Annotated in this window: 10 protein-coding genes; 3 read left to right on the top strand and 7 right to left on the bottom strand. The window is 71.4% G+C overall.

Going from position 1 to position 11,276, the window contains the following annotated elements; all coding sequences use genetic code 11:
- Positions 1-123: 123 nt before the first annotated feature.
- From J2S43_RS11420 to J2S43_RS11405, 4 genes are all read right to left on the bottom strand, one after another.
- Complete coding sequence (locus J2S43_RS11420) at positions 124-939, bottom strand: metallophosphoesterase family protein (RefSeq protein ID WP_306828871.1); 816 nt, start codon at positions 937-939, stop codon at positions 124-126.
- Entirely contained in the window at positions 936-1,838 is a 903-nt protein-coding gene (locus J2S43_RS11415) for a diacylglycerol/lipid kinase family protein (protein ID WP_306828869.1), read from the bottom strand. The genes J2S43_RS11420 and J2S43_RS11415 overlap by 4 nt, the downstream gene beginning before the upstream one ends.
- A 9-nt stretch (positions 1,839-1,847) precedes the next feature.
- Positions 1,848-2,339 (bottom strand): CGNR zinc finger domain-containing protein, encoded by a 492-nt coding sequence (locus tag J2S43_RS11410; RefSeq protein ID WP_306828867.1) that lies wholly within the window; start codon positions 2,337-2,339, stop codon positions 1,848-1,850.
- 271 nt (positions 2,340-2,610) lie between these two features.
- Entirely contained in the window at positions 2,611-3,780 is a 1,170-nt protein-coding gene (locus tag J2S43_RS11405) for an IS30 family transposase (RefSeq protein WP_370881596.1), read from the bottom strand.
- 952 nt (positions 3,781-4,732) lie between these two features.
- On the opposite strand from J2S43_RS11405, the gene J2S43_RS11400 reads away from it, so the two are divergent.
- Positions 4,733-5,356 (top strand): hypothetical protein, encoded by a 624-nt coding sequence (locus J2S43_RS11400; RefSeq protein WP_306828866.1) that lies wholly within the window; start codon positions 4,733-4,735, stop codon positions 5,354-5,356.
- A gap of 6 nt (positions 5,357-5,362) precedes the next feature.
- Here J2S43_RS11400 and J2S43_RS11395 read toward each other — a convergent pair whose 3' ends face one another.
- Positions 5,363-6,505: an LCP family protein gene (locus J2S43_RS11395; protein WP_306828865.1), complete on the bottom strand. Its 1,143-nt coding sequence runs from the start codon at positions 6,503-6,505 to the stop codon at positions 5,363-5,365.
- A gap of 110 nt (positions 6,506-6,615) precedes the next feature.
- Between J2S43_RS11395 and J2S43_RS11390 the strand changes: the two genes are divergently transcribed.
- Positions 6,616-6,852 (top strand): hypothetical protein, encoded by a 237-nt coding sequence (locus tag J2S43_RS11390; RefSeq protein ID WP_306828864.1) that lies wholly within the window; start codon positions 6,616-6,618, stop codon positions 6,850-6,852.
- 69 nt (positions 6,853-6,921) lie between these two features.
- On the opposite strand, the gene J2S43_RS11385 is transcribed toward J2S43_RS11390, so the two are convergent.
- Positions 6,922-7,389, bottom strand: coding sequence for an SRPBCC family protein (locus J2S43_RS11385; protein WP_306828863.1), 468 nt, complete (start codon positions 7,387-7,389; stop codon positions 6,922-6,924).
- 390 nt (positions 7,390-7,779) lie between these two features.
- Between J2S43_RS11385 and J2S43_RS11380 the strand changes: the two genes are divergently transcribed.
- Entirely contained in the window at positions 7,780-8,604 is an 825-nt protein-coding gene (locus J2S43_RS11380; protein ID WP_306828862.1) for a PIG-L family deacetylase, read from the top strand.
- A 65-nt stretch (positions 8,605-8,669) separates the two neighbouring features.
- On the opposite strand, the gene J2S43_RS11375 is transcribed toward J2S43_RS11380, so the two are convergent.
- Positions 8,670-11,246, bottom strand: coding sequence for an ATP-binding protein (locus J2S43_RS11375; RefSeq protein WP_306828861.1), 2,577 nt, complete (start codon positions 11,244-11,246; stop codon positions 8,670-8,672).
- Positions 11,247-11,276: the final 30 nt, after the last annotated feature.

The raw sequence follows: 11,276 nt of genomic DNA, 5'->3' as shown, positions 1-11,276 counted from the left end.
GCCTTCGGGCTCCGCGGAGGCGAGATCCGGAGGCGGGCGCCGAGGGGCCGGGAGCCGATCGGCGACCACCGCCAGACGTCCAGGCCACGCCCCGATGCCCACGGCTCCACCGTGGGTGGAGGATCACTGCGAGGTACTGACCGACCACTCGTGGCCGTCGCGAACGTACTCGAAGCTCTCGTGGGTCTCGAAGTGGTCGTCGGCCCAGCGGCGGATCGCGACGGTGAGCCGGTCGCCGGTCGCGTCGATCAAGTTGTAGCTGTTCGGCTCGCCCTTGAGCCGGTTGCTGACCGCGGTGCCGCACTGCGCGACGACCAGGCCGTCGACGATCCCGCTGTACGCCAGGTGGATGTGCCCGCCGAGCAGCAGGTCGGCGCGGTGCCGCAGGTGCCGCAGCGCGAGCCGGGACCGGCCGACCAGGCCGCGGCCGCGCACCTGGTCGGTGAGCAGGAACGGGTGGTGCGCGATGACGACGCGCAGGTCGTCGCGGGGAGCCTCGTCGAACGCGGCGCCGATCGCGGTCAGCTGCCGCATGTTGATCCGGCCGCGGGACCAGTCGTGGTGGAACGTCAGCCGGCGGGCCGAGTTGACGCCGACCGCGATGAGCCCGTCCGTCTCCCACGTCACCGCGCCGTGCGGGTCGCTGGCGATGTGCTTGCGCCAGCGCCGCCACGGCCGGGTGAACCGGGTCCAGAACCGCCAGCCGGGCAGGTCGTGGTTGCCGGGCACGACCACGGCCGGTGCGGGAAGCTTGTCCAGGAACGCGCTTGCCGCCTGGAACTCGGCCTCGGCCGCGGTCTGGGTCAGGTCGCCGCAGACCGCGATCAGCGTCGGCTGAACCTCGCGCAGCTCCTGGATCAGCGTCTCCGCGACCGCGGGCACGTCCCGGCCGAAGTGCAGGTCGGCGATCTGGGCGATCCGCACGCCGGCCGGCTTCACGACGCTGCCCCGGGCGCCAGGACCGCGAGCGCGCGGGGCCGGATCTCGTACCGCAGGGGGGTCGCCAGCTGGGCGTTCTCGCCGTCGCTCATCACGCTCATCAGCGCGAGCCGGGTTGATCTCACCTCTACAGTCTTACCCTCGTAGACCCGGATCCGCTCGTCCTGCTGCCAGCCGCCGTTGAACAGCTTGGTGACCACCTCGATCAGGTCCCAGCTGCCGCGCTCCTTCGTCACGTAGACCGCGAGCCGCCCGGCGTCCAGGCGCTTGCGTCCCGGGATCGGCGCCGGCCCGGCCGCGAGCAGGTTGCAGGAGACCACGACCGCGCGGGTCCGCGCGAGGTGCTCCTCGCCGTCGACGACGATGCTGAGCTCCATCCGCGGGTAGCGGCGGATCAGCCGGACCGCGCGGTCGGCCAGCCGGAAGATGCCGAGCCGCTGCCCGCGCACCCGCTCCCGGATGCGCCCGAGGTGCGGCAGCATGGCCAGCATCGAGCTGTGCAGGTAGGGCGAGTCGTTGACCGTGGCCACGTCGATCCGGTCGACCGGCGCGGCCAGCAGCGCGTCCGCGGCCGCCTCCAGGTCGTCGGGCACGCCGAGGTCGCGGGCGAGCAGGTTCATCGTGCCCAGCGGCAGGATGCCGAGCGGCACGTCCCCGCCGGCCAGCTGCTCCGCGAGCGCCCGCACCGTGCCGTCGCCACCGGCCACGAACAGCGCCTCCGGCTCCTCCGCGAGCAGCCCCTCGACGTCCATCCGCAGCGTACCGGGCTCGAACGGCCGCAGCTGGGCGTCGACCCCCCGCTTGGCGAACAGCTCGGTCAGCTGATCCTCGGGCGAGGCCTCAGCCCGGGCCAGGAGCGCGCCGGAGCGCGCGTTGTAGACCACCGCAACGCGTTTCACGGCCGAAGTCTAGGGTCGCCCGCGCTCCGGCGCGCGCCGGGAAGCCGCCCGGTAGGCACGCATCTTCGCGCGACTGCCGCAGATGCTCATCGTGCGCCACCGCCCGCGCCCGGCCGGGCTGTGGTCGTAGTACACCCACCGGCAGGTGTCCGCCGCGCACGCCTTGAGCCGCGGCCAGGTGCCGTCCGCCACGCCGGCTGCGATCGCCGACGCCACGGCCGCGGTGATCGTACCGGCCGCCTCGGGCACCACACGGGCGGTCCCCGCGGCATCGATGACCAGCCGCAACGGCCCGAGATCAAGAGCCTTCGCGGGTACGGCGGCGCCGGTGCGCGCCGCGCAGACCTCCCGCAACCGCCGGACGGCCTCGACGGCGGCCACGGTGACCGGCGGCGCGGTGATGCCGTGCATCCCGGCGAACGCGCACAGCCCGGCCGGATCAGTGCGTCCCGGCGAACGCGCGCAGCCCCGCCGGATCAGTGCGTCCCGGCGAACGCGCACAGCCCCGCCGGATCGGCGCGTCCCGGCGAACGCGCACAGCCCCGCCGGATCGGCGCGTCCCGGCGAACGCGCGCAGCCCGGCCGGATCGGTCAGCCGGTCACGCCGCATGACGGGAAATTGCCGCCAGAGTGTGGACATGCGAGCGCGCTGCGGGCGCGACGCCCGAAATATCGCCGTAAATACACCCGGCGGTCGCCCTCGCATCTGACTAGTGATACATGGCGCACCGTATGAGTGCGGTGGATTCAATCGGTCGTCGCAATGCAACGTTTATGCAGCTAGAGGTGCCGATAGTAGCTGATTGAGGGCTTCGGCGGGTGTGCGCATGTTGAGGGTTTCGCGGGGGCGGCCATTGAGTTCGGCGGCGACGTCGTCGAGGTGCTGTCTGGTGTGGACGGACAGGTCGGTGCCCTTGGGGAAGTATTGGCGGAGCAGGCCGTTGGTGTTCTCGTTGCTGCCGCGCTGCCAGGGCGAGTGCGGGTCGCAGAAGTAGACATCGATGCCGGTGGCGATGGTGAAGTCGGCGTGGCGGGTCATCTCGACGCCTTGATCCCAGGTCAGTGACTTGGTCAGGTGAGCGGGCAGTGTCGTGATGGTGGCGATGAGGGCGTCGCGGACGGCCTCGGCGTCCCGGCCGTCGGGCAGGTGGACGAGCATGCAGTAGCGGGTGGAGCGTTCGACCAGAGTCCCGATCGCGGAGCCGCCGTCCTCACCGATGATCAGGTCGCCTTCCCAGTGGCCGGGCACGGCCCGGTCGGCGGCCTCAGCGGGCCGCTCACGGATGTTGATCATTGCGGGGATCCGGCCGCGTTTCTCCTGCTGTCGTGACCTGACCCTGGGCTTGCGCAGAGCCCTGCCGGTCCGCAGGCACGCGGTCAGCTCCTTGCGCAGCCCACCCCGGGACTGGACGAACAGCGACTGGTAGATCGTCTCGTGAGACACCCTCATCGATTCATCGTCCGGGAAACGCCGGGGCAGCCACAACGCGATCTGCCGCGGTGACCACTTCAGCTTCAGCTTCCCCTGCACCACCCGCCGCAACCGCGGGCAGTCCGCGAGCTTCACGGGCTTCGGCCGGCGGCGGCGATCACGCGCCTTCTCGTCCGCACGGCCGGCCCGATAACCCACCCGCACGGTCGAATTCCGGGCCAGTTCCCGCCCGATCGTCGACGGCTCCCGCCCCAGCGCCACCGCGATCGACCGCCGCGACTCACCCCGATCACGCCGCAGCATGATCTCCTCGCGTTCCTCGAACGACAGATACCGGCCTGACCCGGCCCCAGCCCCGTTGTTGATCACCCCGCCAGCATCCTGGAACCAGCGCATACCCGTCCACCGCGAGACTCCCGCAGCCGTCGACGCCTCCTCGGTAGACAAACCAGCCCGAATCCCCTCCCAAAACCGCACCCGAACCACATAAGGAACACCCGGCTTCGCCATCAAAACCCCTGCTCAGAGGGCATTGCAACGACCAATTGACCACAAGTGCCTCATACGGTGCGCCATGTATCACTAGTCGTTTTCGCGCGATCAATCTCGCAGTGGGAAGCACTGTTGACCTTCCAGCGCCGGGGAGGGACGCTCCCACCCGGGACGCTCTCGCCTTTCAGCATCGAGGCCAGGAGAGCTCTCTACTGAGCATTCAGAATCGAGGTCCGAGCGGCGCCAGCCATTTCGGGCGCGCAGCACCCGAAATTTCACGATATAAGGAGGCTTATTCAGCGCCGCCCTCGTCAGACCGCGCGGCCTGCGGCAACGCGGTGCCGGTTCGCTGCGCGGAATAAGCCTCAAGGCTTCGTCGCTGCGGAGCGCCGTTTACCCTGACGCCGAAGGCTCAGTAAGCGGATGCCGAATGCCGACATCTCGGGCGCGAGGCGCCCGGTGCCTTGCGATCGCCGAGGCCTCGATGCCACACCCTTCAACAGGCGGCGCGACGCGTGATCGACTTCTCGCCCGTGAGGTCGGTGGTGATCTTCCGACCGCGCGTACAGCGCAGACCGCCAGGCACACGAACCAGGCCATACCACCCCCGAGAAGTCAGCCGGGCCGACGAACGCCCACCCCGCCGGAACCCACGCAGCCCGAGGCCCGCCGAAGGCTCCCTCAACGCCACCAACAATGCTCAACGCCACCAATAAACCGAATATCGGGCGCCCCGCGCCCGATACACCGAGGCTTGTTCAGCGCAGCGAACCGGCACCGCGTTGCCACAGGCCGCGCGGAGGACGGCGCTGAACAAGCCTCATAGTCTTGATCGTCGCGGAGCGGCGTCGGCCGACCTGGGAGGAATCAGCTGAATCTTCCCTGTATTTCCGGTATGCGGTGCTCGGCGTACCGGTCGCCGATCTGGGTATGTTCTGGTTTCACGACCGCCCGGACAGGAGGACCCACCGTGCGCCCGACCCGGATTCTTGCCACCGGCGCCGCGTTGATGCTGCTCACGGCCGGGTGCGGCACCGCGTCCGAGCCGACGGTGCCGGTCCCGCCGGCCGGCGGGGCCGAGCCCGCGCCGTCCGGGGGTACCGCGTCGCCCAGCGAGTCGGCCGAGGCCGGGCAGGGTGCAGGGCTCGACGCGATCAAGGCGGGCGACCGCAAGATCCTGATCCACCTGGCCGAGGCGGACCGTGATCTGAGCGCCACCTACGAGGGGCCGGTGACCACGGGCGACGGCACGGACGACGGCGCGCTGTTCCGGCTGCTGCCGGTCGTCGACGGGCAGTACATGATCGAGGCGCTCCGGCCGCGCGAGGAGGGCGGCCGCTGGTGCGTCGTGGTGGACGACCGGGCGAACCCGCGCACGCTCGCCACGGCCGAGTGCGCGGAGGAGCAGCGGAGCCGGTTCGCGCTCACCGAGACCGGCGGGTCGGACGACAAGGGCCGCCCGACCCATCACCTGACCAACGACGCGTACGGCGCCGTGCAGTACTCCGGTGAGCGCCAGGCGCTCTACGTCGAGGAGGTCGGGGACGCGCCGATCGCGGGCACGTTCAGCCTGGTCGACCGCGGCCGGGCGTGAGCGTCCTCAGCTCGACTTGGCGATGAAGGTCGGGTTCTCGATCAGGAACGTGCCGAGCGTGCCGTTCTTCGCGGCGGCCAGCATGTCCATCGACTTCGAGTCCAGCGTCTCCGCGGACGAGCCGTTCGCGTCCGTGACCGACCGGAACTCGCCGTTGTTCGTCTTGATCAGCATCAGGTCGTTCGCGGCGACGCTCTTCAGCGTGAAGATGTAGTCGACGACCGGCGTGCCCTGCGTGTCCAGGATGAACGCCTGCCCCGCGGCCTTGACCAGGCCGTCGAGCTTGCCGAGGTCGGTCAGCACGCCGGACGAGGTGGCCTGCTTCGCGATCGCCTTCATCAGCTGCTGCTGGTGCCGCTGCCGGCCGTAGTCACCGTCGCTGAGGCTCTTGCGGATGCGCGCGTAGTCCAGCGCCAGCGTGGAGGTCATCTTCCGGCAGCCGAGCTTGTGCACGTACGGCTCGTACCCGGCGGGCAGGCCCCGGACCTGGTCCGCGGCCTCGTCGTACCAGCCCTGGTAGAGGTGGCCCTCGTCGTTGATGCCGAGGTGGATCGAGGTGGCCTGCTCGTCGACGCACATGTCGACGCCGCCCATCGCGTGGATGATCTTCTCGAACCCGCCGAAGTCGATCAGCGCGGCGCCGTTGAACTTGATCCCGGTGATCTTGTTGAGCGTGTTCGCCAGCGACTCCATGCCGCGGGCCCGCTTCTCCTGCTCCTCGCCGTCACCGTCGTAGCCGACCGAGAACGCCGAGTTGATCTTCTGGACGCCGCCCGGGAAGCCCGTCTTGTCGTACGGCGGGATCTGCACGCTCCAGTCCCGCGGGATCGAGATCAGGTACGCCTGGTCGTGCGACGCCGGAATGTGCAGGATGATGATCGTGTCGGCCAGAACCGAGGTGGTCGCCGAGTCCTTCTCGCGGGCGTCGATGCCGGCCAGCAGCATGTTCACCGCGCCGCTGATGTCGTTGCCCTCGTCACCGCCCGCACCGGCCTGGTCGAGCAGCGAGTCCGTCGTGATCGAGTTGGTCGCCGACGCGATCAGCGTCTGCGCCGCGACCAGCGTGCCACCGCTCGCCACCAGCAGCACCGCGCCGAAGATCAGAACTATCCGCGCCCACAGCGGATCCTTACGACGCTTGGACGCCACTCGCCACCCTCTCGATCACTTACCGCCACCCCGAGCGGTCGAAAGGCTAGCAACCCACGGACTGACGCTTCAAGGTCGCTTACGCGAGCACCCGGTGGCTCTGCGTCGATATGCCCCTGTTCGCGCGCGTCGCGGGCGCGCTCGGCGTCGGCCAGGAGTCGTTCAGCTTCGCGGCCGAGGCCCCGCACGGTACCCGCCCCGGACTGGTGCTGCACAACGGCAACCTGGTGATGGAGTTCGAGATCTACGGCTACGACGCGCTGGTCAAGGACAGGTCGAAGCGCGACACGGTCACGAACGCGATGGCGAAGGCCGTCCGGGAGCCGCTCCCCCGGCTTCGCCGGTAGTGCGCTCGTCCGTGATCAGGGCGTACCCCATGTCGCTGGAGCAGCATCGGGACGCCTCGATCATGTCCGCTAGGACGCGTACCGCCGGACCAGGGCTTCGAGGGTCGCGGTGATCCCCTTGGCGTTCTGGCCCGGGAAGCCGAGCAGCCGGGCCATCGCCACGGATTTCGAGGTGCCGTAGTCGAACGTCTCGGTCACCTCGGTGCGGCCGTCGCCGGCGTCGGCGAACTCCCAGCGCCAGCGGTGGCCGAGCGGGTGCTGCCACTCGACGAGCCGGTTCTCCTCGAGCCCGGTCACCACCGACGTGATCTTGTAGGGGGCGCCCAGCTGCCGCATCGGGACGGTGAAGCGGTCGCCGAGCGCAAGCCGGTGCGGGCCCTCGACCGCCGCAGCCCGCACGGTGCCGGAGCCGTCCAGTTCCGCGTGCCGGTGCGGGTCCGCGACCAGCGCGAACAGCTCGGTCACGGGCGCGTTCACGATCGCGCGCCGGGACACCCGGTGCTCGCCGGTGTCGATTGTGGTCACCGTGCCGCTCATCGGCGGTCCCTCCTGTCGGCCGCCCGCATCGTACCGCGAGCGGACGTCCGTCCCGGCCACGTGAGCACTTCATGATCGGGCCGTCGCCGAAGTCGTTGGAGCGACTTCGGGGACGGCCGGATCATGAAGTGTCGTTCGAAGGGGACACGGTCACGGCCACGAAGCCCGAAAACGTTTTCGAGACCGTACGGCGCAGCTCCAGACCGTCAAGACGAGCGGCCTTCTCGAGGGCCCACCGGACTGACATCACACCGGCTCCGCTGACGCGTCAGCGGAGCCGGTCGAACGACCCCCGGGGGCAGCCAGGGCGGCGCAGGTCCGTCGATATAGGCGGCACGCCCACCCATCTGCCACGCAGACCATCGACCCGCCACGCATAGGCTGGGGATCATGAACAACCGGCCTTTGACCCTGATGACCGTCCACGCGCACCCGGACGACGAGGTGACCAGCACCGGCGGCGTGCTCGCCCGCTATGCGGCGGAGGGCATGACCACGGTCGTGGTGACCTGCACCGACGGGCGCTGTGGCGACGGGGTGGACGGCAGCAAGCCGGGCGACGACAAGCACGACCCGGAGGCGGTGGTCGCGGTCCGGCGCGGCGAGCTGAAGGCCAGCTGCGAGATCCTGAAGGTGACGCACCTGGAGACGCTCGGCTACCACGACTCCGGCATGATGGGCTGGCCGTCGAACGCGGCCCCGAAAGCCTTCTGGGCCACCCCGGTCGACGAGGCCGCGGCCCGGCTGGCCGAGCTGATCCGGCGCTACCAGCCGGACGTCGTGGTCACCTACGACGACAACGGCGGTTACGGCCACCCGGACCACATCCAGGCACACCGGGTGACGATGGCCGCGGTCGCGCTGGTCGACGGTCCGCCGAAGGTCTACTGGTCCGTCACCCCACGCTCGGTGATGAACGACCTGGCCGTCCGGCTCGAAGCGGCCGGCCTCTTCGACCCGGACGAGGTCCCGGCCGACGCACCCCCGATGGGCTGGCCGGACGAGGAGATCACCACCCGCGTCGACACCGGCGCCCACGCGGACCAGAAGTTCGACGCGCTCTCCGCCCACGCCAGCCAGAGCGACGGCGCCTTCTTCATCGGCCTGGGCCGCGACACCTTCGGCGAGATGATGCGCACCGAGTCCTTCCTTCGCGTCCAGGACTCCACCGGCGCGCCCCTGCCCGAGGACGACCTCTTCGCCGGCCTGCGCTGACCGCGCCTCCACCGGGCACCGGGTCCCGGTCCCGGGACGTCGCTCCCGGGACCGGTGGACGGTGCTCAGTGCACGAGCCTCCGGCGGCCGGAGGAGCACTCGTGCGGGTCCTCGGGGAGCAGCTCGGCGAGACGGTGGGCGGCGGGGTGGGCGCCGAGGCGCTCCAGGATGTCCCGGGCCGTGCGGATCGAGTCGCGGCCGGGGCGGTGTTCGCCCCGTTCGGTGAGGCAGTGGCCGATCCCCTCGTGCGCGCGGGCCTGCTCCTCGCCGCTGCCGGCCCGTTGCGCCAGGACGAGCGCGCGCCGGTGCTGCTCCAGCGCGCGGTCCGTACGATGGCGAAGGCGGTTGAGGTCGCCCTGCGCGTTGAGGACCTCGGCCTGACCGAGCGCGTGCTCCAGCCGTTCGAACACCTCCAGCGCCTCGCCGTGCGCGGTCTCGGCGGCGGCCAGGTCGCCGGCGTTCCGGTGCAGGATGCCGAGCTGGTTGAGCGTGCTCGCGTACCCGGCGAGGTTCTTCATCTCGCGGAACGTGGACAGTGCCCGGCGGGTCGCGTCACCGGCGTCCTCGTACCGTCCCAGTTCGCGGTACGCCCGCCCCAGGTACGTGAGACAGTGCGCGCTCCCCGAACGGGACCGCATCCGGTCGTGCAGGATCAGCGCCTCCTCCAGCGCCGCGGCCGCGCGGCCGAACTCGCCGAACTGGCAGTAGAGGTGGCCCACGTAGTTGAGGCTCACGGCGACGCCGCGGAGGTCGCCGAGCACCCGGCAGACGTGCAGCGCGTGCTCGTGCAGCGCGACCGCCTCCTCGTTCTGCCCCAGGTTCTGCAGTCCGGCACCGAGCCGGTTCAGCACGTCGGCGCAGGCCCGCGCGCCGCCGTGCTCGCGCAGGACCGCGGCCGCCTCGCGGAGCACGTCGACGGCCGCGCCGAACTCGCGATCGGCCAGGTGCAGCGTGCCCAGCTCGGCGAGCGCGTCCCCCTCGCCCGCCCGGTCGCCGGACCGGCGGAACAGGCTCAGCGCGCGATCGGCGTCGGCACGGGCCGCGACCCGCTCCCCCGACTGCCTGCGGGCCGCGGCCAGCCGGGTGAGCGTCACCGCCTCCTCGGCCTCGGCCTCGGCCGGGGCGTCGTGCAGCGCGGCGAGCGCGGTCCCGAACGCGGCCTTCGCGGACTCGTAGTCGCTGCGCAGATACAGCACCACCCCGAGTTCACGCAGCGCCGCGGCCCGGGCGGCGTGCGCGTCGTGGCGCGCGGCGTTCTCCGCCGCCAGGTGGTAAAGCGTGATCGCCTGCTCCCACGGCCCGGCCTCGCGCAGGGACGCCGCCAGCCCGGTCGTCAGACGGGCCACCAGCTCGTGCTCGCCGGTGCGGGCCAGCGCGGTCACGCACGCCATCAGGTTGACCCGCTCCCGCTGCAACCAGCCCAGCGCCTCGACCCGCGCCTCCACCCGCACCGGATCCGGCGGGTACGGTACCGCGAGCGCGCGGTCGGCCACGCCGACCCGCCGTTCGTAGTCCGTGGCGAGCCGGACCAGCGCCGCGACCTGCTCCGCCACGCCGTCCGGGTTCCGGGACCGGGCGTAGTCGCCGATCAGGTCGTGCAGCCGATACCGGCCGCCGTCCCCCACGACGACCAGATGCTCCTCGACGAGGGACTCCAGGAACGCCTCGGCCCGGTCGGGGCCGACGCCGGTGAGCGCGGCGGCCGCCGGCACGTCGACGTCGGCGCCCGGCAGCATCCCGAGGCGCACCAGGAACCGGCGGAGCGGCTTCGGCAGGCGCCGGAACGACAGGTCGAACGCCGGCCCGACCGCCAGGTCCTCGGCGCGCATCCGGGACGTCGGGTGCGCCGCCCGGCGCAGTTCCCGCAGCAGGTCGGCGGCGCTCCGGTGCGGACGGGCCCGCAACTGGGCCGCGAGCAGGCAGATCGGCAGCGGCAGCGTGCCGCAGTCCCGCACGATCTCCGCTATCGCCGCCGCCTCGTCGCCGTGCGGATCCCGGCCGGATCTGCGGGCGAACAGCACGGCGGCGGACGCCTCGGTCAGCGTCGGCAGTTCCAGCGGGTCCGCGGCGTGCTGCGCGATCAGGCCGGCCAGTCGCCGCCGGCTGGTCACCAGCACCACGCTGTCCCCGCCGGCCGGGAGCAACGGCGCGACCTGGGCGCGGTCCAGCGCGTTGTCGAGCACGACCACGCAGCGCCGTCCCGCCAGACGGCTGCGCCACTGCGCGGCGCGGGCCTGCACGCCGACCGCGATCTGGCCCGGCGTCAGGGAGTCCGCGATGAGCAGCTGATACAGGGCCTCGTCGGGTGTCACCGCACGCATGCCCGCGGTGTGCGCGTGCAGGTCCACGAAGAAGTCGCCGTCCGGATAGTCCGGCCGGAGGCGGTGCGCCACGTGCACGGCGAGCGTCGTCTTGCCCACGCCCGGCATGCCGTCGATCAGGTAGAGCGTGTGCCCGGCCATCAGCGTCGCGATCTCGGCGTCCCGCCCGATCAGCGGCGCCGTGTCCCTCGGCAGCATCCGGGCCGGCGCGGGACGCTCGCCCGGCGCCCCGAAGATGTACTGGTCGCCGCCCGCCTGGAACACCTCCGCGCCGCCGTCCGCGCGCAGTGACCGATTCGCTTCGATCTCATCGCCGGACATGACGGCCGCCGGCGATGCTCGGCAGCCGGT

Origin of the sequence: Catenuloplanes nepalensis, assembly GCF_030811575.1 — a bacterium.
Classification (GTDB): domain Bacteria; phylum Actinomycetota; class Actinomycetes; order Mycobacteriales; family Micromonosporaceae; genus Catenuloplanes; species Catenuloplanes nepalensis.
This window is presented reverse-complemented; position numbering and strand designations above follow the sequence as displayed.

What these genes read in the sequence shown, in the direction of transcription:
- J2S43_RS11405 (WP_370881596.1), bottom strand. Translation starts at nt 3,780, where the DNA reads ATGGCGAAGCCGGGTGTTCCTTATGTGGTTCGGGTGCGGTTTTGGGAG.
- J2S43_RS11390 (WP_306828864.1), top strand. Translation starts at nt 6,616, where the DNA reads ATGCCCCTGTTCGCGCGCGTCGCGGGCGCGCTCGGCGTCGGCCAGGAG.
- J2S43_RS11380 (WP_306828862.1), top strand. Translation starts at nt 7,780, where the DNA reads ATGAACAACCGGCCTTTGACCCTGATGACCGTCCACGCGCACCCGGAC.
- J2S43_RS11375 (WP_306828861.1), bottom strand. Translation starts at nt 11,246, where the DNA reads ATGTCCGGCGATGAGATCGAAGCGAATCGGTCACTGCGCGCGGACGGC.
- J2S43_RS11385 (WP_306828863.1), bottom strand. Translation starts at nt 7,389, where the DNA reads ATGAGCGGCACGGTGACCACAATCGACACCGGCGAGCACCGGGTGTCC.